The 20,533-nt window shown below is 68.8% G+C and carries 17 protein-coding genes and 1 pseudogene; 17 read left to right on the plus strand and 1 reads right to left on the minus strand.

Annotated features, from left to right (window positions below; all coding sequences use genetic code 11):
- The first annotated feature begins 63 nt into the window (after positions 1-63).
- The 11 genes and pseudogenes from CAL29_RS09115 (at position 64) to CAL29_RS09165 (ending at position 12,274) form a co-directional block, all read left to right on the plus strand.
- Positions 64-2,214: a hydantoinase/oxoprolinase family protein gene (locus tag CAL29_RS09115; protein ID WP_094852549.1), complete on the plus strand. Its 2,151-nt coding sequence runs from the start codon at positions 64-66 to the stop codon at positions 2,212-2,214.
- Positions 2,211-3,896, plus strand: a complete 1,686-nt coding sequence (locus CAL29_RS09120; protein WP_094852550.1) for a hydantoinase B/oxoprolinase family protein — start codon at positions 2,211-2,213, stop codon at positions 3,894-3,896. Before CAL29_RS09115 ends, CAL29_RS09120 begins: the two co-directional genes overlap by 4 nt.
- 30 nt (positions 3,897-3,926) lie before the next feature.
- Entirely contained in the window at positions 3,927-4,928 is a 1,002-nt protein-coding gene (locus tag CAL29_RS09125; RefSeq protein ID WP_094852551.1) for a Bug family tripartite tricarboxylate transporter substrate binding protein, read from the plus strand.
- Positions 4,925-6,085, plus strand: a complete 1,161-nt coding sequence (metC, locus tag CAL29_RS09130; protein WP_094852552.1) for a cystathionine beta-lyase — start codon at positions 4,925-4,927, stop codon at positions 6,083-6,085. Before CAL29_RS09125 ends, metC begins: the two co-directional genes overlap by 4 nt.
- Positions 6,086-6,156: 71 nt before the next feature.
- Positions 6,157-7,002 carry an ABC transporter substrate-binding protein gene (locus CAL29_RS09135; protein ID WP_094852553.1) on the plus strand — a complete coding sequence of 282 codons (846 nt, stop codon included), beginning with the start codon at positions 6,157-6,159 and terminating at the stop codon, positions 7,000-7,002.
- Between the two features lie 33 nt (positions 7,003-7,035).
- A complete protein-coding gene (locus tag CAL29_RS09140) occupies positions 7,036-7,731 on the plus strand; it encodes an amino acid ABC transporter permease (RefSeq protein ID WP_094852554.1) in 696 nt (231 codons plus the stop codon).
- Positions 7,732-7,736: 5 nt separating this feature from the next.
- Positions 7,737-8,444, plus strand: a complete 708-nt coding sequence (locus CAL29_RS09145) for an amino acid ABC transporter permease (protein WP_094852555.1) — start codon at positions 7,737-7,739, stop codon at positions 8,442-8,444.
- A gap of 22 nt (positions 8,445-8,466) precedes the next feature.
- Positions 8,467-9,201 (plus strand): annotated as a pseudogene (locus CAL29_RS09150) (amino acid ABC transporter ATP-binding protein); the annotation flags it as partial.
- A 103-nt stretch (positions 9,202-9,304) separates the two neighbouring features.
- Positions 9,305-10,966, plus strand: a complete 1,662-nt coding sequence (locus CAL29_RS09155; RefSeq protein WP_179283952.1) for a rhodanese-like domain-containing protein — start codon at positions 9,305-9,307, stop codon at positions 10,964-10,966.
- Between the two features lie 56 nt (positions 10,967-11,022).
- Positions 11,023-11,631 (plus strand): cysteine dioxygenase family protein, encoded by a 609-nt coding sequence (locus CAL29_RS09160; RefSeq protein ID WP_094852558.1) that lies wholly within the window; start codon positions 11,023-11,025, stop codon positions 11,629-11,631.
- Positions 11,632-11,665: 34 nt separating this feature from the next.
- A complete protein-coding gene (locus CAL29_RS09165; protein ID WP_094852559.1) occupies positions 11,666-12,274 on the plus strand; it encodes a glutathione S-transferase family protein in 609 nt (202 codons plus the stop codon).
- A gap of 22 nt (positions 12,275-12,296) precedes the next feature.
- Here CAL29_RS09165 and mltB read toward each other — a convergent pair whose 3' ends face one another.
- On the minus strand, positions 12,297-13,502 hold the full coding sequence (gene mltB / locus CAL29_RS09170; protein ID WP_094852560.1) for a lytic murein transglycosylase B: 1,206 nt from the start codon (positions 13,500-13,502) through the stop codon (positions 12,297-12,299).
- Positions 13,503-13,512: 10 nt separating this feature from the next.
- Between mltB and CAL29_RS09175 the strand changes: the two genes are divergently transcribed.
- From CAL29_RS09175 to CAL29_RS09200, 6 genes are all read left to right on the plus strand, one after another.
- Entirely contained in the window at positions 13,513-14,436 is a 924-nt protein-coding gene (locus CAL29_RS09175) for a histone deacetylase family protein (protein WP_094852561.1), read from the plus strand.
- 258 nt (positions 14,437-14,694) lie between these two features.
- Positions 14,695-15,444: an electron transfer flavoprotein subunit beta/FixA family protein gene (locus tag CAL29_RS09180; RefSeq protein ID WP_088600322.1), complete on the plus strand. Its 750-nt coding sequence runs from the start codon at positions 14,695-14,697 to the stop codon at positions 15,442-15,444.
- A 2-nt stretch (positions 15,445-15,446) separates the two neighbouring features.
- Entirely contained in the window at positions 15,447-16,376 is a 930-nt protein-coding gene (locus CAL29_RS09185) for an electron transfer flavoprotein subunit alpha/FixB family protein (RefSeq protein ID WP_094852562.1), read from the plus strand.
- Positions 16,377-16,565: 189 nt separating this feature from the next.
- On the plus strand, positions 16,566-18,407 hold the full coding sequence (locus CAL29_RS09190) for an acyl-CoA dehydrogenase (protein ID WP_094852563.1): 1,842 nt from the start codon (positions 16,566-16,568) through the stop codon (positions 18,405-18,407).
- 123 nt (positions 18,408-18,530) lie between these two features.
- Complete coding sequence (locus CAL29_RS09195; RefSeq protein WP_094852564.1) at positions 18,531-19,172, plus strand: peroxiredoxin; 642 nt, start codon at positions 18,531-18,533, stop codon at positions 19,170-19,172.
- A gap of 251 nt (positions 19,173-19,423) precedes the next feature.
- Positions 19,424-20,485, plus strand: coding sequence for a sulfate ABC transporter substrate-binding protein (locus tag CAL29_RS09200; protein ID WP_094852565.1), 1,062 nt, complete (start codon positions 19,424-19,426; stop codon positions 20,483-20,485).
- Positions 20,486-20,533 lie beyond the last annotated feature (48 nt).

A 20,533-nucleotide genomic window follows, 5' to 3' on the forward strand; every position in this document is an offset into this window, starting at 1 on the left:
GCGCGCGATGCCGTATTCGTCGTTGTCGTATTCGTCGTTGTATTCGTCGCAGGAGATTCATCCATGGCAAGCCGGCAGTTCTCCGAGCAAACCGTAGCGGCAGAGGGCGCCGGCCGCGTCCTGCTGGCCGTCGATATCGGTGGCTCCTTTACCGATGCGGTGCTGATGGCGGGCGGGAAGATGCATACGACCAAGGTGCTCACCACGCCCGCCCAGCCGGAGCTGGGCGTCATGCAGGGGGCGCGGGAAGTCCTGGACCAGGCCGGCCTGCGCATGCGCGACGTGGCGCTCTTCATCCTGGGAACGACGCTGGCCACCAATGCGCTGATCGAACGCAAGGGCGCGCGCACCGCCTTGCTGACCACGGAAGGTTTTCGCGACGTGGTCGAGATCGGCCAGGAAAACCGCTACGCGCAATACGACATCTTCCTGGAGAAGCCCGTTCCGCTGGTGCCGCGCGACCTGCGCTTCGGCGTGCCCGAGCGCATGGACGTGCACGGCCGCGCGCTGCTGCCGCTGGACGAGGACGCGGTGCGGCGCACGGCGGGTCTGCTGCGCGAGGCCGGCATCGAAAGCGTGGCGATTTCCTTTCTGCACAGCTACGTGAATCCGGCCCACGAGGCGCGCGCGGCGGCCATCCTGGCCGAGGCCCTGCCGCATGCATGGATCACGATGTCCGCCGACGTCTGCCCGGAGGTGCGGGAGTACGAGCGCACCTCCACGGCCTGCGCCAATGCCTACGTGCAGCCGGTGGTCGCGCGCTCGCTGCGCGAACTGGAAAGGCTGATGCGGGAGGCGGGCCTGGGCTGTCCGATCTACCTGATGACCTCCGGCGGTTCGCTGACCTCGCTGGAGATGGGCGCGCGCCAGCCGGTCAAGCTGGTGGAGTCCGGGCCCGCCGGCGGCGCCATCCTGGGCCGGCAGGTCGCCGAGCAATGCGGCGAGCGGCACGTGCTGTCCTACGACATGGGCGGCACGACCGCGAAGATCTGCTTCATCGACGACTACACCCCGCAGTTGTCGCGCAGTTTCGAATTCGGCCGCATGTATCGCTTTCTCAAGGGATCGGGCCTGCCCATCCGCATCCCGGTGATCGAGATGGTGGAAATCGGCGCCGGCGGCGGCTCCATGGCCCGCATCGACGCCCTGGGCCGCGTGCAGGTGGGGCCGGACAGCGCGACCTCCAATCCGGGGCCCGCCTGCTTCGGCCGCGGCGGCACGCGCTCGACGGTGACCGATGCGAACTGCATGCTGGGCTTGCTGGATCCGGCGCGCTTCGCCGCCGGCAAGGTGGCGCTGGCGCCGGACGCCGCGCGCGACGCGATCGCCCGCGACGTCGCCGAGCCGCTGGGCATGAGCCCGGAGATGGGCGCGTTGGCGATCAGCGAGATCGTCGCGGAGAACATGGCCGGCGCCGCGCGCGTGCACGGCATCGAGCTGGGCAAGGATATCGAGCGCTACACCATGATCGCGTTCGGCGGCGCCGCGCCGCTGCATGCCGCGCAAATGGCGTCCAAGCTGGGGATAGACCGGGTCATCGTGCCGGTCGCCGCGAGCGTGGGGTCGGCCTTGGGTTTCCTGTGGGCGCCGGTGGCCTACCAGGCCTTGCGCAGCTTCTACCAGGCGGCCGAATCGCTGGATCTCGACGCGGTCAATCTCATCCTGGCCGGGATGCGCGAGGAGGCCGGCGCCGCCGTGCGCGCCGCCGCGCCCAAGGGCAGCCGGCTGGAGACGCAGTGCGTGGCCTATATGCGTTACCGGGGCCAGGGGCATGAAATCCCCGTTGCCTTGCCCGCCGCGCGCCTTTCGGCGGCGCTCGCGGCCCGCCTGCCCAAGCTGTTCGAGCGCGAGTATCGCAAGCTGTACGACCGCGTCATTCCGGGGCTGGCCGTTGAAATCCTCACCTGGACCGTCACCATGTCGACGCGCCGCGCCCCTGCCGGCGGGGATGCGCGGCGGCCCGCGGCGACGCGCCGGCCCGAACCGCGGGCGCGCCGGCCCGTCTTCGACGTCGAGCAGGCGCGCGCGGTCGACATTCCCGCCTACGACCGCCTCGATCTCGCGGAGGCGGACCGCATCGAGGGCCCGGCGCTGATCGTCGAGGACCAGACGACGACGGTCGTCCCGGCCGGCTTCACGGCCCGGGTCGACGCGCGCCATTACCTGGTGCTGGATCGCCGCGGTCCGGCAAGAACGCAACGAGGTCAGGCATGAGCAGCGCGCGATCGAATCAATCGGCGACGGCCGTCATCCGCAACCAGATCCTTTGGGACCGCCTCATCGCGGTGGTCGAGGAGCAGGCCCAGACCATCATCCGCACCGCCTTCGGCGCCGCCGCGCGCGAGGCGGGCGACGTGTCGGCCGGCCTGTTCCTGCCGGACGGCCGGATGATCGCCCAGGCGGTCACCGGCACGCCGGGCCACGTCAACTCGGTGGCCGAGTCCGTGCGTCACTTCCTCGCGGAGTTTCCCGCGCCGACCATGCGGCCGGGCGATATCTACATCACCAACGATCCCTGGAAGGCCACCGGCCATCTCTTCGACATCACGGTCGTGACACCTGTTTTCCTGGGGAGCAAGCTGGTGGCGCTGTTCGCCTCGAACACCCACGTGGTGGACATCGGCGGCGTGGGCGTGGGGCCCGACGCCACGCAGATCTACCACGAAGGCCTGTTCATTCCCATCGCCAAGCTGGCCGATCGCGGGGAGATGAGCAAGACCGTGCTGGACTTCCTGCGCGCCAACGTGCGCGATCCGGTGCAGGTGGTGGGCGACGTCTACGCCCTGGTGTCCTGCAACGAGGTGGCCGGCAGGCGGCTGGCGGGCATGATGCGCGAATACGGGCTGAAGACGCTGCAGCCGCTGGGCGAGCACATCATCGCGCAATCGCACGCGGCCATGCTCAAGGCCGCGGCCGCGTGGCCGGCCGGCACCTGGCATCACGAGATGACCATAGACGGCTACGAGGCGCCCATCCACCTGAAGGCCGCGCTGACCGTGTCCGCGCGCGGCATCGAAGTGGACTTCACGGGCAGCTCCGGCGCCGTCCAGCGCGCGCTGAACGTGCCGAAGTCGTACACGGATGCCTACACCTCTTTCGGCGTGCGCTGCATCATCGGCGCGGACGTGCCCAACAACGCCGGTTCGCTGGGCGCCGTCACGGTCAAGGCGCCCGAGGGCAGCATCGTCAACGCGCTGCCGCCTTGCGCCGTCACGTCGCGCGCCATCGTCGGCATGATGCTGCCGGACCTGGTCTTCGGTTGCCTGCGCCAGGCCTGTCCGGACCGCGTGCCGGCGGAGGGCGCCTCCAGCCTGTGGAACATCCGCCTGGTCGGCGGGCAGCCCATGGCCGGCGCGCCGGCCGAGGATTTCCTCGCCGGCCGGCGCTTCACGCAAGTGTCCTTCACGACGGGCGGCACCGGCGCGCGGCCGCGCCAGGACGGCTTGTCGACCACCTCCTTTCCCAGCGGCGTGCGCAACACGGCGGTGGAAATCTCCGAGACCATGGCGCCGCTCGTGTTCTGGCGCAAGGAGTACCGCCTCGATTCCGGCGGTCCCGGAAAGTACCGGGGCGGCCTGGGCCAGGTCGTCGAGGTGTCCCATGCGGAGCACGTTCCCATGATCCTGGCCGCGACCTTCGACCGCATCAAGTTTCCGGCGCGCGGCGCGCTGGGCGGACAGGTGGGTGCGCCGGGGCGGGTGCGGCTGAAGTCGGGCCGGGAACTCAACGGCAAGGGACGCCAACTGGTGCCGGCGGGCGACCGGGTCATCATCGAAACGCCGGGCGGCGGCGGCATCGGCGAGCCGCGCGAGCGCGCGCCGGAGAGCGTCGAACGCGACGTGCGCCATGGCCTGGTCGGCGCGGAGGCGGCGCGCGACGTATACGGGTGGGAATAACGGGCCCGCGCGGCCCAGCAGGAGTCGAACATGAGACGTTTGCCGTGGATGCTGCTGTTGCTTTGCCTGAGCTGTTTTTCCGCCGCCGGCCGCGCGGCGCCTTTTCCGGACAAGACGATCACCATCGTCGTGCCTTATCCGCCGGGCGGCGGGGTGGATTTCGTCGGCCGCGTACTGGCCACGGGTCTGTCCGCGCGGCTGGGCCAGCCGGTGATCGTGGAGAACCGCGCCGGCGCGGGCGGCACCATCGGGGCCGCCTATGTCGCGCACGCGGCCCCGGACGGCTACACGCTGCTGGTGGGGGGAACGGGCCCCTTGTCCGTCGGTCCCTTGCTGTTCAAGAACCTGTCCTATGCGCCGCTCAAGGACCTGGCGCCGGTGTCCCTGGTGGTCCTGATTCCGCAGATCCTGGTCGTGCGGCCGTCGCTGCCGGTCAAGGACGTGGCCGGACTGATCGCGCTGGCGCGCGCCAAGCCCGGGACGTTGACGATGGGATCGGGCGGGACCGGCACGGGCCAGCACCTGGCCGGGGCCATGCTCAATTCCCAGGCCCACGTCGATATCCAGCACATCCCGTACAAAGGCACGTCGCTGGCGATCAACGACCTGCTGGGCGGCCACATCGACATGATGTTCGCCGATCCTTCCGCGGTGCCGATGATCAAGTCCGGCCAGTTGCGCGCGCTGGGCCTGACCACGCCGCAGCGTTCGCCCATCATGCCCGACGTGCCGGCCATCGGCGAGACCGTGCCCGGCTACGCCATGCAGAGCTTCTATGCCCTGACCGCGCCCGCCGGCACGCCGGCCGCCGTGATGGACAAGCTCAACGGCGCGCTCGCGGCCGTGCTGGCCGAGCCGGACGTGCGGCAGAAATTCGCCGCCGAGGGCATGACGGCTTCGCCCACCACGCCGCAGGCCGCGCGCGACTACATCGCCGACCACACGGCGCATGCCGCGCAGTTGCTCGGCATGGCGTCCTCCACCGCGCAGTCCCGCACTGCGTCCCTTCCTCCCGCCCCCGCGCCAAAATGAAAAACGATACTTTGCTGGTACACGCCGGACGCGATCCGCAGGCCCATGCGGGCATGGTCAACACGCCGGTCTTCCGCACCTCCACCGTCATCTTCCCGACGCTGGCGTCCTACCAGGACCGCAAGTCGCACGGCGACAAGTTCGTGCGCTACGGCCGCCACGGCACGCCCACGACCTATGCGTTCGAGGAGGCAGTGGCCAGCCTGGAGGGCGGCTACAAGACCGTGGCCGTGCCCAATGGGCTGGCCGCCGTCGTCGCCAGCCTCACCGCCTATGCGCGGCCGGGCGCCCACGTGCTGATGCCGGACAGCGTGTACACCCCCGCGCGCCGTTTCTGCGAGGGCCGCCTGGCCACGTGGGGCGTGCGCACCGAGTTCTATGCGCCGCGCATCGGCGCCGGCATCGCCGGCCTGCTGACGCCCGACACCGTGGCCGTCTACTGCGAGTCGCCCGGCTCGCAGACCTTCGAGGTGCAGGACATCCCCGCCATCGCCGCCGCCGCGCATGCGCGCGGCATCCCGGTGATCGCCGACAACACCTGGGCCACGCCGTACTTCCTGCGTCCCTTCGAGCTGGGCGTCGACGTTTCCATCCACGCGGCGACCAAGTACATCGGCGGCCATTCCGACCTGATGATGGGCGTGATCACCGCCAACGAGGCGCACTGGGACGCCATCCACCGCGCGGTCGACGACCTCGGCTACAGCGTCAGCCCCGACGACTGCTACCAGGGCTTGCGGGGCCTGCGCACGCTGGGCGTGCGCCTGCGCCAGCAGATGCGGAACGCGCTGGACGTGGCGCGCTGGCTGGAGCGCCAGCCGCAGGTGGCCGCGGTGAACTATCCCGCGCTGGAAAGCCATCCCGACCACGCCTTGTGGCGGCGGGATTTCGGCGGCGCCGCCTCGCTGTTCGCGGTGGAGCTGCGTCCGGAATGGGGCGACCGCCTGGAGACGCTGGTGGACAGCCTGAAGCTCTTCGGCATCGGATCAAGCTGGGGCGGCTATGAAAGCCTGGTGAACGTGGTCCAGGCCGGCGCCTCGCGCACGGTCACGGCCTGGGCGCCCGCCGGGCCGGTGCTACGGCTGCACGTCGGCATGGAGGACCCGCAGGACCTGATCGCCGATTTGCAGCAGGGCTTCTCGGCGGCGTCGTCCTAGCCGCGCAACCGCCCCCTCGGGGGCAGCAATACCGCCGTTCGACCTTCATTCATGAAACAGGGGACCATGCCATGCCACCTCTTTTCCACCATCGCGTCGCCGCCGCCGCGGGACTGTTCACCGCGGCCCTGCTGGCGGCCGCGCCGGCCCATGCCGACCGGCTGGCCGACATCAAGGCGCGCGGCACCCTGATCTGCGGCACGCAGAATGCGTCGTCTCCCTATGCCTACCAGGATCCGGTCACGCGGTCCTACGTGGGATACGACGTCGACATGTGCAAGGCCGTGGCCAAGGGCCTGGGCGTGAAGCTGGAGCACAAGCCGCTCTCGACCGAGGCCCGGATTCCCGAGCTGAAGATGGGCCGCGTGGACGTGGTCGCCGGTTCGATGGCCTACCTGCCCGAGCGCGCCAAGCAGGTCGACTACAGCTTGCAGTATCTGCAGGACGACATCCGCCTCCTGGTGAAGAAGAAGTCCGGCATCACCAAGCTTGCCGACCTGGCCGGCCGTAAGGTGTGCACCAGCAAGGGGTCCAGCTCCTCCGCCGTGGCGCAGCGGGTGCTGACCAAGTCCCAGATGCTGAATTTCCAGGACGTCTCATCCTGCTACCTGGCGCTGCAAAGCGAGAAGGTCGATGCCCTGCCGGGCGGCGATCTGGGACTGATCCGTTTTCGCATGGAGTCGGAAAAGCAGGGCGACCCCACCGTGATGCTGGACGAACCGATCTTCACCGAGCACATGGGGTTGGTCGTGGACAAGGGCAATCCGGAACTGCTCGCCGCCATCGACAAAGTGATCCAGGACATGGACCGTAGCGGCGAGCTGAGCGCCATCTACGACAAATGGATGGGCGCCAATTCGCCCTACAAGCTGGTGCGCACGTTCAAGGTCGAACCGGTGGACCTCCATCGCCAATAGCCACGGAGGCGGGCCCGCCCGGCCCGGGACACCATGCATTTCGACTTTTCCTTCCTGACGTCGCATGACGTGCTGGCGGCGCTCGGGCTGGGCGTGGCCACCACGCTGCGCCTGTTCGCGGGCGCCTGGGTGTGCGGCTTCGTCCTGGCGGTGGTGCTGGTCGGCCTGGGCACCATACCGCTCAGGCCGGTGCGGACCGTATTGCGGCTGTTCATCGAATACCACCGCAACGTGCCCACGGTGGTGCAGATCATGGTCTGGTATTTCGGCATGCCGGAGATCCTGCCCGAGGGCCTGCGCCTCTGGATCAACCATGGCAACAGCGAATTCACCTTCGCCCTGGTCGCGCTGTCGCTCAATTCCAGCTCCTACATGGCCGAAGACATCCGCGCCGGGTTTCGCGCCATTCCGGCCACGCAGCTCGAGGCCGCCCGGTCCGTCGGCCTGGGCGCCTTCGGCGCGCTGCGCTACGTCACCTTGCCGCAGGCCTTGCGCATCGGCGTGCCGCCGCTGGTGAACCGGTCGCTGATCCTGTTCAAGGACACCAGCCTGGCGATGGCCATCGGCGTGACGGAGCTGACCAACCAGGCGCGCGCGATCGAGAACCTGACCTTCCGCGCCTTCGAGGCATTCGCGGTGGCGACGGCCTTCTACCTGATCGTCTCGCTGTTCCTGATGACGTTCGGCAACTGGTTCGGGCGGCGCTACCCGCCCACGTTCAAGGGGTGACGCGGATGCTGGAAATCATACGGAAATACGGCATGCTGCTGCTGGTGGGGCCGTGGCCGCACGGTCCCCTGGGCGGCATCGCGGCGACCTTGATCCTGGCCGCGCTGGGCCTGTCGCTGTCGTTCCCGGTGGCCCTGCTGCTGGGGCTGGCGCGCACCAGTTCGTGGCGCTGGCTGCGCTGGCCCGCCAATGCGTGGGTCTATGGCCTGCGCGGCATCCCGCTGGTGATGATCATCTTCTGGGCCTATTACCTGCTGCCCCTGTTGACCGGCGACGCCATTTCGCCGTTCGCCACGGCGCTGTGCGCCATCGTCTGCTACGAGGCCGCGTTCATGGCGGAGATCGTGCGCGCCGGCATCCAGGGCTTGCCGTCCGGGCAGACCGAAGCGGCGCGCGCGGCCGGGCTGACCTATGCGCAGTCGATGGTGCACGTGATCCTGCCGCAGGCCCTGGTCAACATGCTGCCGTCCATCGTCAACCAGTTCATCTCCACCATCAAGGCCACCTCCATCGTCTACATCATCGGCGTGCAGGAAGCGACCTTCGCCGCCCAGGAGATCAACAGCGTGGAGATGACGCACGCGCTGCAGACCTACCTGCTGCTGGCCTGCATCTACTTCCTGCTCTGCTACGGGCTGTCGTTCACGGCCGCCGCCGTGGAGCGGCATTTCCGCCTGCGCCGGACGGCGGCGGGCGCCGCGCTGGCCGCATGAATAACCTGATCGGGGAATTGCGATGATCGATTTCAGGAACGTACAGAAATGGTATGGCGACTATCACGCGCTGGACGACGTGAACGGCACGGTGGCCGACGGCGAAGTGGTCGTCATCTGCGGGCCGTCCGGCTCCGGCAAGTCGACCCTGATCCGGACCGTCAACGCGCTGGAACCCATCCAGGGTGGCACGGTGCTGGTCAAGGGGCGCGACGTGCATGCCAAGGGCAGCAATCTCAATACGCTGCGCGCCGGCATCGGCTTCGTGTTCCAGCAGTTCAACCTGTTCCCTCACTTGTCCGTGCTGGAGAACATTATGCTGTCGCCGCGCAAGGTCGGCGGCATGCTGCGCCACGACGCCGAGACCCTGGCGCGCGAGCTGCTGGGGAAAGTGGGCCTTGCCCACAAGGCCGACGCCATGCCGGCCAGCCTGTCGGGCGGGCAGCAGCAGCGCGTCGCCATCGCCCGCGCGTTGGCCCAGCGCCCGCCGCTCATCCTTTTCGACGAGCCGACCAGCGCGCTGGATCCGGAGATGGTGGGGGAGGTGCTGGCGGTGATGAAGCAACTGGCGGGCGAGGGGATGACCATGGCCATCGTCACCCACGAGATGGGATTCGCGCGCGAGGTGGCGGATCGCATCTGGTTCATGGACAGCGGGAAGGTGCTGGAAGACGCCGATCCGCGCGCCTTCTTCGAGTCGCCGTCCCATCCCCGCGCGCGCCGCTTCCTGGCCGATGTCCTGCGTCCCGGCCCGGCGATCGGCGCGCGGGGCGAGCCGGACCACGCCGCGCCGGCGCCCGTCCGGGTTCGGGCCGCCCTGGGCTGAACCCATTGTTCTCACTTTTCTACCGGTATCTCACATGGAATCATTTCCCGTATTGGATGCGGCCGCGTTGAAGGCGGCCCTGGCCGGCGTGTCGCGCGCGGCGGCGGCGGGCGCCGAACTGGCCCTGCTGGACGTCAGCGAAGAGGGCGAGTTCGGTTTCGGCCACCTGCTGCGCGCGGTGAACGTGCCCTACAGCCGCCTGGAATTGCTGATCGAACCCCTGGTGCCGCGCAAGGCCTGCCCCATCGTCCTCATGGACCAGGGCAACGGCATCGCCATGCGCGCGGCCGGCAGGCTTGCCGCGCTGGGGTATCGGGACATCCGCGTGTTCCCGGGCGGCAAGGCGGCCTGGGCCGCGGCGGGCGGAGAGATATTCGCCGGGGTCTACGTGCCCAGCAAGGCCTTCGGCGAATGGGTGGAGCACGCTTTCGATACGCCCCACATCGACGTCGACGAACTGGCGGGGCTGGTGCAGGCGCGCGCCGACCTGATCGTGCTGGATCCGCGCACCGAGGCCGAGCACGCGGCCGGCCACGTGCCGACCGCGGTCAATTGCCCGGGGGGCGAACTGGTCTACCGCTTCGAGGACCTGGTGCCCAGGCCCGAGACGCTGGTGGTGGTCGCCTGCGGCGGCCGCACGCGCGGCATCGTGGGCGCGCAGACCTTGATCAACGCGGGCGTGCCGAACCGCGTGGTGCACCTGGCCGACGGCAATCACGGCTGGCGCCTGTCGGGCCGCGAGCTGGAGCGCGGATTGACCCGGCGGGCCAAGGTGACGCCGGCGGGCGCGGAGGCGGCGCGCGCACGGGCGCGGGCGCTGGCCGCGCGTTTCGGCGTGCGCACGGTGAGCGAGGCCCTATTGGACGCGTGGCGGGACGACCCCGCGCGGACCACCTTCGTCCTCGACGTCCGCACGCCCGCGGAATATGCGCGCGGGCATCACCCGCTGGCGCGCAATGCGCCCGGCGGCCAACTGGTCCAGGCCACGGACCAGTGGCTGGGGACCCTGGGCGCGCGGGTGGTCCTGGTCGACAGCGACGGCGTGCGCGCGATCGCCACCGCGCAGTGGCTGCTGCACATGGGATGGGACGTCCATGTGCTGGAAACGGCCGCCGCCGGCGATGCCGATCCCGATGCCGCGATGGCGGCGGGCGAGGAGGGCATCGGCGTGCTCGGACCCGACGAGGCGGCCCGGGTCCAGCGGGAGTTGCGCGGCGCCATCCATGCGGCGCCCGAGGTGGATCCGCATGCGGCCCAGGCCGCATTGCGGGCGGGCGCCTTGGCGGTATCGCTGGACCGCAGCGTGGAATATCTCGCGGCGCATCCCGCCGGCGCCGTCTGGGCCAACCGGGCGCGGCTGGACCGGCTGGACGCCGCGCTCGCCCAGGGCCGCGCGCTGGTGCTGTTTTCCGAGGACGGCCGCGTCGCCCAACTGGCGGCCCTGGACCTGCTGGAGCGCGGCGGCGACCCGCGCGTCGCCGTGGTCCGGGGCGGGCTGGATGCCTGGCGCGCCGCCGGCCTGCCCGTGGCGGCCGCGGACGAGGAGGCGCTGCCCTCCGCCGACCGCATCGATTTCCTGCAATGGGCGCCGGGCCGCCGGCAAGGCAACAAGGATGCCATGCAGGCCTACCTGAACTGGGAAAAGAATCTGCTGCGGCAAGTCGCCGCCGAGGGGTTTCATTACGGCCTCGCCTGAACCGGGCCGGTCTCTACGCCGACGCGATGCGTCGCCAACTTTCAAGGACTTATGCGATGACTCTGAAAACCGAACGACAAGCCCTGGTGCAGGAAACCATGGCGGACATCCAGCGCATCCTGGGCCAGGGCCAGCCGGACCGCGCCACCCTGGCGCGGGTCAGCGAACGGCTGCAGCCGCTGGCGGCGCGCGCCGACCTGTTCCCGGAGCAGGATTTTCCCGCCCCGGCGGCGGATTCGGGCGCGACGTCCTCGCGCTATCTGCTGGCGCAGCAGCCGGACGACAGCCTGGCGCTCTACATCAACGTCATCATTCCGGGGAAATCGACCAAGCCGCACAATCACGGCACCTGGGCCGTCATCGTCGCGGTCAGCGGCCAGGAGCTCAATCGCATCTACGAGCGCCGGGACGATGGCAGCGACCCGGATCATGCCCGCCTGGAGCAGGTGCGCGAATACGTGGTCCAGCCCGGCTCGCCCATCAACTTCATGCCGCAGGACATCCACAGCATCCACGTCGACGGCGCCCAGACCGTGCGTCACTTCCACCTCTACGGCAAGGCGCTGGAAACGCTGACGGACCGCCTGGGCTTCGACCTGGAGACCGGCAAGGTCTACAACTACAACAAGAACTTCATGCGGCCCACCGTCGGTCGCGACGCCTGAACGCCACATCGCAACGCCAGGAGAGGGGCTCTATATGATCGAAGTCTGGGGCAGGTCTTCCTCGTCCAATGCCGCCAAGGTCTTTTGGACGCTCGATGAATTGAAAATCGACTACGCCTTGCACAAGGCCGGCGGCGAGTTCGGCGGGCTGGACACGCCCGCCTACCTCGCCATGAATCCCAACGGCCGCGTGCCGACCCTGGTCGACGACGGCCTGGTCCTGTGGGAGTCCAATGCGGTGGTGCGCTACCTGGCGGCCCAGTACGGCGCGGGCAGCCTGTGGCCCGCCTCGGCGCGCGAGCGGGCCGCTTCCGACAAGTGGATGGATTGGGCGACCGTGAACTTCGCGGCCGCCCTGGCGCCCTTGCGCCAGAAGCGGGCGCCGGGCGGCGCCGATGCCGGGCTGGCCACGGCGGCCGAACGCGTCGACAAGCTGGCCGGCCTGCTGGATCGCACGCTCAGCGCCAGTCCGTACGTCGGCGGTAGCCGGCTGGGGGTGGGCGACGTGGCGCTGGGCCCGCACGTCCACCGCTGGACCTTGCTGGACGTTCCGCCCGATCGCCATCCCGCCTTGCGCAGCTACTACCTGCGGCTGTGCACGCACGGCGCCTACAAGCGGCACATCGTCGACAAGCTCACCTGACACCTGAGGCCGCGGCGGGCGCTCAGCGCCCGGCCACCAGGTTCATCCGCTGGCGGACGGCTTCGGCCAGGTCCGCCACCGACGCGGCATAGAAGTAGCTGTGGTTGTACTGCGTGATGGCGAAGAAATTCGGCGTGGCGGTGCGGTATTCGGCCGTCCCGGCGGATTCCTCGGGCAGGTCGATCACCCCCAGCGGCGCCTGCTGCCAGGCCGCCGCGTCGGCGGCCGTCGCGCTGACGGGGCGCGCCACCGCGCCGGCGGCCCGCAGCCGCGGCCAGTCGCGCTGCGGCGCCAGGCCGCCGTCGACCAGCTTCGACGGATCGGCCGGCAGCGTGACCGGCGCGAACACCGGCAATCCGCGCTGCCAGCCATGCTGCATGAGATAGTTGCCGACCGACAGGATGGCGTCGTTGGCGCTGTTGGCCAGGTCGATATGGCCGGTGCCGTCGCCGTCGATGGCATAGCGCATGATGCTGCCCGGCATGAACTGCGGCATGCCGATGGCGCCGGCGTAGGAGCCGCGCGTCTGCAGGTCCAGCTTGCCCTGCATGACCAGCGTGAGGAAATCGCTGAGCTGGTCGCGGAACATCCGCGCCCGCTCGGGCTTGGCGGGGTCCGGGTAGTCGAAGGCCAGCGTCGACAGGGCGTCCAGCACGCGGAAGCTGCCCATATTGCGGCCGTAGCGGGTCTCCACGCCGATGATGCCGACGATCACCGACGCCGGCACGCCGAAGCGCTGGGCGGCGCGGTTCAGCGCGTCCTGGTTTTCCTGCCAGAATTCGACGCCCCAGCCTATGGTGCGGGGCTCGACCACGCGCGAGCGGTAGGTGATCCAGCTTCGCGAGATCTTCCGGCCGGGCGGCGGCGCGATCAGGCGCGCCACGGTCTCGCTGTAGCGGGCGCCGGATAGCGCGCCGACCAGCGCGTCGACGGGCAGGGCGCGGTCGGCGGCCAACTGCCGGGCATAGGCCTGGACCTCGGGCCGCAACTGGCCGGAGGGGGAGAGCACGGCCGACGGTTCGTCGCTGGATTCGCCGTTCATGCCGGCCAGGGCGCCTTGCGCGGGCGGCGGTCCGATGCGGATGCGGGTGACCTCGCCGTCCGCGGCGGCGGCCGGCTGGGCGGCGCCCGAAACCGCGGCCGGGCCGGGGCGCGGCGGGGTGCTGGCACAGCCCGCCAAGGCGGACGCCGCCAGGGCGATTTGCAGTAATCGTCGACTGGTGAACATAATCATCCCTATGGAGACCCTGTATCTTACCCACCCCTCGTGCCGCTTGCATGAAATGGGGGATTGGCATCCGGAGAGCCCGCAGAGGCTGGACGCCATCAACGACCAACTGCTGTCCAGCGGGATCATGTCCTATCTGGCGCATGCCGAGGCCATGCCGGCGCCCGACGAGGCCATCCTGCGGGCGCATGCCGCCGCGTACCTGGAACGGCTGCGGCGCCAGTCGCCCGCCACGGGTTATTACCCGGTCGATCCGGACACCTCGATGAACCCGCACACGCTGGAGGCGGCGCTGCATGCCGCCGGCGCGGGCATCCAGGCCGTCGACGCGGTGATGGCCGGCCAGGCGCAGACCGCGTTCTGCGCCGTGCGGCCGCCCGGCCACCACGCCTGCCGCGACCGCGCCATGGGATTCTGTTTTCTGAATAACGTAGCAATCGCGGCCTTGCACGCGCTGGCGCATCATGGCCTGAGCCGCGTGGCCATCATCGATTTCGACGTCCACCACGGCAACGGCACCGAGGACATCCTGGCGGGCGACGAGCGGGTGCTCATGTGCAGCTTTTTCCAGCATCCCTTCTTTCCGAACTGCGGCGTCGAGAATCCGGCCCCGAATATGTTGAACGAGCCGGTGCCGGCCTACAGCGACGGCGCCGTGGTGCGGAAATTGGTGAGCGACCACTGGCTGCCGCGCCTGGACGCGCACCGGCCCGAGCTGATCCTGGTCTCGGCGGGCTTCGACGCCCACCGCGAGGACGATCTGGGCCAGATGCGGCTGGTGGAGGCGGATTACGCCTGGATCACGGAACGCCTGGTGGAAGTCGCCGCGCGCCATGCGGACCACCGTATCGTCAGCATGCTGGAGGGCGGATACAACCTGTCCGCCCTCGGGCGCAGCGTGGTCGCGCACATCCGCGCGCTGGGCGGCCTGTGATGCGCCGGACGCTCATCCGGGGGGACGGACGCGGAGCCGCGCTTAACTCCCCCTTCCGCAACTTCGAAGTTATTCGGCGGCCACGGGGCGGTCAGGAGCCGGTTGCGCGGGCGCCGCGCGCGTCAACAGGCTGTAGAATCGGGTAGCTTGTCAGGCTGCGGAGCGCCCCGGCGGCGATCGGCCGCTGTCCCGCGCGCACCCTGCGCTACGAACAACTGTTTCGCCAATATAAGGCAATCACCCCCTGGAGGCTGCTGGATGAAGGTCCTGGTACCTGTAAAACGCGTCGTCGACTACAACGTCAAGGTGCGCGTGAAGTCGGATCAAACCGGCGTGGACATCGCCAACGTGAAGATGTCGATGAACCCGTTCGACGAAATCGCGGTGGAAGAAGCCACGCGTCTGAAGGAGAAGGGCACGGCGACGGAGGTGATCGCCGTGTCGGCCGGCGTGCAGCAGAGTCAGGAGACGCTGCGCACGGCCATGGCCATCGGCGCCGACCGCGGCATCCTGGTGCAGACCGACGCCGAACTGCAGCCGCTGGCCGTGGCCAAGCTGCTGAAGGCGGTGGTCGACAAGGAGCAGCCCCAGTTGGTCATCCTCGGCAAGCAGGCCATCGACGACGACGCCAATCAGACCGGCCAGATGCTGGCCGCGTTGCTGGACTGGCCGCAGGCCACGTACGCCAGCAAGGTCGAGGTCGCCGGCGACAAGGTCACGGTCACGCGCGAAGTCGACGGCGGCCTGGAAACGCTGACGCTGAAGCTGCCGGCCATCGTCACCACCGACCTGCGCCTGAACGAGCCGCGCTACGTCACGCTGCCCAACATCATGAAGGCCAAGAAGAAGCCGCTGGATACCGTCACGCCGCAGGACCTGGGCGTGGACCCCGCGCCGCGCCTGAAGACCCTGAAGGTCTCCGAGCCGCCCGCGCGCAAGGCCGGTATCAAGGTGCCCGACGTGGCGACGCTGGTGGACAAACTGAAGAACGAAGCGAAGGTGGTCTGAAGATGACGACTCTGGTTATTGCCGAACACGACAACGCCCACCTGAAGGGCGCGACCCTCAACACCATCGCGGCCGCGGCCAAGATCGGCGGCGACGTGCACGTGCTGGTGGCCGGCGGCAACGCCAAGGCGGTGGCCGACCAGGCCGCGCAGGCGGCCGGCGTGTCCAAGGTGCTGCTGGCCGACGCGCCGCAACTGGCCGACGGCCTGGCCGAGAACCTGGCTGCCCAGGTTCTCGCGGTGGCGAAGGACTACAGCCACATCCTCTTCCCGGCCACGGCGTCGGGCAAGAACGTGGCCCCGCGCGTGGCCGCCAAGCTGGACGTGGCGCAGATCTCCGACATCACGGCCGTGGAGTCGGCCGACACCTTCCAGCGTCCGATCTACGCGGGCAACGCCATCGCCACGGTGCAGTCGGGCGACGCGGTGAAGGTCATCACCGTGCGCACCACCGGCTTCGATGCCGTGGCGGCGACGGGCGGTTCGGCGGCGGTGGAAAACGTGACGGCGGTGGCCGACAGCGGCCTGTCGTCCTTCGTCAGCCGCGAAGTCGCCAAGAGCGACCGTCCGGAACTGGCCGGCGCGCGCGTGGTGGTGTCGGGCGGGCGCGGCATGGGCAGCGCCGAGAACTTCCACATCCTGGAGCCGCTGGCCGACAAGCTGGGCGCCGCCCTGGGCGCTTCGCGCGCCGCGGTGGACGCCGGCTATGCGCCCAACGACTGGCAGGTGGGCCAGACCGGCAAGATCGTCGCGCCGCAGTTGTACGTGGCGATCGGGATCTCGGGCGCCATCCAGCACTTGGCCGGCATGAAGGACTCCAAGGTCATCGTCGCCATCAACAAGGACGCCGAGGCGCCGATCTTCGGCGTGGCGGACTACGGCCTGGTCGGCGACCTGTTCGAGCTGGTCCCGCAACTGGCGAGCGCGCTTTAAGTAGACCCTCGCCATGACAACGCCCCGGCATCGCCGGGGCGTTGTCGCGTCCGGGGTCCGTCATGCCGTGTCCGGGGCCGTGTTGGCGTAGACTGGCGGATATTCCTTCAGGCTGCCACATCAGGCAAAATCAGAGCGCGCCGCCCATGCCGTGGCCCCACGCGCCCATGCAGCCGTTTCGGAGACGACATGACGTATACCGTACCGCTCGCGGACATCCGCTTCGTTCTCAAGTCGCTGGCCGGGTTGGACCAGGTCCTGGCCCAACCCGGCTTCGAGGACGTTTCCCCCGACCTGGTCGACGCCATCCTGGAAGAGAATGCGCGCTTCGTCGAAGGCGTGGTGGCGCCCTTGAACCGGGCCGGCGACATGCATCCGCCCACCTGGCGCGATGGCGCCGTGACGACCTCCGCCGCCCACGTCGAGGCCTTCAAGGCCTATGCCGCCGGCGGCTGGCAGGGCCTGCAGCATCCCGCCCAGTGGGGCGGCCAGGGCCTGCCCAAGGTGGTGGCGGCCTGCGCCAACGAAAACATCAACGCCGCCAGCCTGGCGTTCTCCCTGTGTCCCTTGCTGACCGACGGCGTCATCGAGGCCTTGCTGACCGTCGGTAGCGAGCAACTGCGCCAGACCTACGTGCCCAAGCTGGTGTCGGGCGCCTGGACCGGCACGATGAACCTGACCGAGCCGCAGGCCGGCTCCGACCTGGCCCTGGTGCGCACCCGCGCCGTGCGCCAGGACGACGGCAGCTATCGCCTGAGCGGCCAGAAGATATTCATCACCTACGGCGAGCACGACCTGGCCGAGAACATCATCCACCTGGTGCTGGCGCGCACGCCGGACGCGCCCGCCGGGGTCAAGGGCATTTCGCTGTTCGTCGTGCCGAAATTCCTGGTGACGGCGCAGGGCGAGCCCGGCGCGCGCAACGACGTCTGGTGCGCCTCGCTCGAACACAAGCTGGGCATACACGCCAGCCCGACGGCCGTGCTCTTGTACGGATCGGGCAAGGGCGAGGTGGGCGAGGGCGCGGTCGGCTATCTGGTCGGCGAGGAAAACCGCGGCCTGGAGTACATGTTCATCATGATGAACGCCGCGCGCTATGCCGTCGGCCAGCAGGGCATCGCCGTGTCCGAACGCGCCTACCAGCAGGCGCTGGCCTATGCGCGCGAGCGCGTGCAGGGCCGCGCCATCGAGGGTTCCGCCGGCCCGGTCGCCATCGCGCATCATCCGGACGTGCAGCGCATGCTGCTGACGATGCGGGCACTGACCGAGGCGACCCGCGCCGTGGCCTACGCGGCGGCGGCGGCGCGCGACCTGGCCGTTCATCACCCCGACGCCGACACCCGCGCGCGCAACCAGGCGTTCTACGAATTCCTGGTGCCGGTGGTCAAGGGTTTCTCCACCGAGTGCGCGGTGGAGGTTGCCTCGCTGGGCGTGCAGGTGCACGGCGGCATGGGGTACATCGAGGAAACCGGCGCGGCCCAGCATTACCGCGACGCGCGCATCCTGCCGATCTACGAAGGCACCACCGCCATTCAGGCCAATGACCTGATCGGCCGCAAGCTCCTGCGCGACGGCGGCGCGACGGCACAGGCCATGCTGGAGGCCATGGGCGGCACCGCGGCCGAGCTGGACGCCGAGGCGGCCGCGGCGCAGGCGGCCGGGCAGCAGGAGGACGCCGCCGCCATCGGCCTGCTGCGCGACAACCTGCGCCGCGCCATGCATGCCCAGGCCGAGGCCCTGGGATTCATGCGGAACCAGGCGGCGGGCAACGTGCGCGCGGTCTTCGCCGGCAGCGTGCCCTTCCTGATGCTGACCGGCGTGCTGCACGGCGGCTGGCAGATGGCGCGCGCCGTGCTCGCCTGCCGCAAGATGGCGCGGGCGGGGGAGGGGGACGCCGCTTTCCTGCAAGCCAAGCAGGCGACGGCGTTCTTTTATGGCGCGCATATCCTGCCGCGCGCCGGCGCGCTGGGCGCGGCCGTGCGGGCCGGCGACATCGTCGATACCTGGGCGGCCCGCGCCAATATTACTTAGCGTTATATAAACCGTCAGCTATTGTTGTTTTACCGCCCTGACGAAATGATGAAGAATGCCGCCATGCGGGCAGTTTCGAGGGCCGCCGCTTAACTGCTGGACTTTCACCTGATGAGGATCACCATGAGCCAATTGCGCCTGGGCGACACCGCCCCCGACTTCGAACAGAAATCTTCCATCGGTCCTATCCGTTTCCACGAATACCTGGGCGATAGCTGGGGCGTGCTGTTCTCGCACCCGGCGGACTTCACGCCCGTCTGCACCACCGAGCTCGGCTATACCGCCAAGCTGGCCGACGAATTCGCCAAGCGCAACGTCAAGGTGCTGGCGCTGTCGGTCGACCCCGTCGATTCGCACACCAAGTGGATCGACGACATCAACGATACGCAGAACACCAAGGTCAACTTCCCCATCCTGGCCGACGAAGACCGCAAGGTTTCCGAGCTGTACGACATGATCCACCCGAACGCCAACGCCACGCTGACCGTGCGCTCGGTGTTCGTCATCGATCCCGCCAAGAAGGTGCGCCTGATCATCACCTATCCGGCCAGCACCGGCCGCAACTTCAACGAAATCCTGCGCGTCATCGATTCGCTGCAACTGACCGACAGCCACAGCGTGGCCACGCCGGTGAACTGGCAGGACGGCGACGACGTCATCATCGTCCCGTCGTTGAAGGACGAGGAAGTCATCAAGCAGAAATTCCCCAAGGGCTACAAGGCCGTGCGCCCCTACCTGCGCATCACGCCGCAGCCGAACAAGTAAGGCCGAACAAGTCAGGCCGACGACGAACGTCGGATCCTGAACCCTGAACGTTGAACGTTGAACGCCGGCATCCGGAAGGATGCCGGCGTTTCTTTTTGTCGCGCCGCCTTGCCTGCATTGCCCGGCGGTATTTCATCCAGCAATAAAGAACAAAGATCTTATTCGTTGGGAATGCAGGCAGGGCCCTTCACAATGCCGTACGCCTAATGCCTCGTAAGCATGAAAACCCTATATCGACACGACTGCGGGGAATGATGAAAACCAGCTCGGACAAGCGCGCGTTTCTGAAGCAATCCCTCGCCCTGGGCGCGGCCGCGGCCAGCGGCGGCCTGGGCATCCTCGGCGCCATGGCCTCGGCGCGGGCCGCGGACACGCCCAAGCCGGTCGAGCTCCTGAACGTTTCCTACGACCCGACCCGCGAGCTGTACGCCCAGTACAACCCGGTCTTCGCGAAGTACTGGAAAGCCAGGACCGGCCAGGACGTGGTCATCAAGAATTCGCACGGCGGCTCGGGCGCGCAGGCGCGCACCGTCATCGACGGCGCCCCCGCCGACGTCGTCACGCTGGGCCTGGCGCCCGACGTCGAGGCGCTGGTCACCCACGGCGGCTGGGTCAAGGAAGGCTGGCAGCAGCGCCTGCCGCACAATTCCTCGCCCTACACCTCGACCATCATCCTGCTGGTGCGCAAGGGCAATCCCAAGAACATCAAGGATTGGGACGACCTGGTCAAGCCGGGAGTGTCCGTCATCACGCCCAATCCCAAGACGTCGGCCGGCGCGCGCTGGAATTACCTGGCGGCCTGGGAATTCGGCCGGCGCAAGTTCGGCGGTGACGCCGGCGCCAGGGACTTCGTCTCGAAGCTGTTCAAGAACGTGCCGGTGCTGGATTCGGGCGCGCGCGGCTCGACCATCACCTTCGCCCAGCGCGGCGTGGGCGACGTGCTGATCTCCTGGGAGAACGACGCCTACCTGGCTTTCAATGAATTCGGCCCGGGACAGTTCGAAATCGTCGCGCCCAGCGTCAGCATCCTGTGCGAACCGACGGTGGCCGTGGTGGACAAGAACGTCGACCGCAAGGGCACGCGCGCCGTGGCGGAGGCCTACCTGAACTATCTCTATTCGGATGCGGCGCAGGACATCATCGGCCGCAACTTCTACCGTCCGACCGGCGAGCAGGCCAAGGCCAAGTACGCCAAGCAATTCGCGCAGATCGACCTGGTGACCATCGACAAGAACTTCGGCGGCTGGCCGGCGGCCAACAAGACCCACTTCGCGGATGGCGGCGTTTTCGACCAGATCTATGTCAAGCAATAGGCCAGGAATATTGCGCGGGGCCGCCCTCGGCGGCCGCCGCGGAGAGCA

Source organism: Bordetella genomosp. 10 (genome assembly GCF_002261225.1).
Taxonomy (GTDB): domain Bacteria; phylum Pseudomonadota; class Gammaproteobacteria; order Burkholderiales; family Burkholderiaceae_B; genus Bordetella_C.

Coding starts and splice junctions, on each gene's coding strand:
- CAL29_RS09115 (WP_094852549.1), top strand. CDS start 64: ATGGCAAGCCGGCAGTTCTCCGAGCAAACCGTAGCGGCAGAGGGCGCC.
- CAL29_RS09120 (WP_094852550.1), top strand. CDS start 2,211: ATGAGCAGCGCGCGATCGAATCAATCGGCGACGGCCGTCATCCGCAAC.
- CAL29_RS09125 (WP_094852551.1), top strand. CDS start 3,927: ATGAGACGTTTGCCGTGGATGCTGCTGTTGCTTTGCCTGAGCTGTTTT.
- metC (WP_094852552.1), top strand. CDS start 4,925: ATGAAAAACGATACTTTGCTGGTACACGCCGGACGCGATCCGCAGGCC.
- CAL29_RS09135 (WP_094852553.1), top strand. CDS start 6,157: ATGCCACCTCTTTTCCACCATCGCGTCGCCGCCGCCGCGGGACTGTTC.
- CAL29_RS09140 (WP_094852554.1), top strand. CDS start 7,036: ATGCATTTCGACTTTTCCTTCCTGACGTCGCATGACGTGCTGGCGGCG.
- CAL29_RS09145 (WP_094852555.1), top strand. CDS start 7,737: ATGCTGGAAATCATACGGAAATACGGCATGCTGCTGCTGGTGGGGCCG.
- CAL29_RS09155 (WP_179283952.1), top strand. CDS start 9,305: ATGGAATCATTTCCCGTATTGGATGCGGCCGCGTTGAAGGCGGCCCTG.
- CAL29_RS09160 (WP_094852558.1), top strand. CDS start 11,023: ATGACTCTGAAAACCGAACGACAAGCCCTGGTGCAGGAAACCATGGCG.
- CAL29_RS09165 (WP_094852559.1), top strand. CDS start 11,666: ATGATCGAAGTCTGGGGCAGGTCTTCCTCGTCCAATGCCGCCAAGGTC.
- mltB (WP_094852560.1), bottom strand. CDS start 13,502: ATGTTCACCAGTCGACGATTACTGCAAATCGCCCTGGCGGCGTCCGCC.
- CAL29_RS09175 (WP_094852561.1), top strand. CDS start 13,513: ATGGAGACCCTGTATCTTACCCACCCCTCGTGCCGCTTGCATGAAATG.
- CAL29_RS09180 (WP_088600322.1), top strand. CDS start 14,695: ATGAAGGTCCTGGTACCTGTAAAACGCGTCGTCGACTACAACGTCAAG.
- CAL29_RS09185 (WP_094852562.1), top strand. CDS start 15,447: ATGACGACTCTGGTTATTGCCGAACACGACAACGCCCACCTGAAGGGC.
- CAL29_RS09190 (WP_094852563.1), top strand. CDS start 16,566: ATGACGTATACCGTACCGCTCGCGGACATCCGCTTCGTTCTCAAGTCG.
- CAL29_RS09195 (WP_094852564.1), top strand. CDS start 18,531: ATGAGCCAATTGCGCCTGGGCGACACCGCCCCCGACTTCGAACAGAAA.
- CAL29_RS09200 (WP_094852565.1), top strand. CDS start 19,424: ATGATGAAAACCAGCTCGGACAAGCGCGCGTTTCTGAAGCAATCCCTC.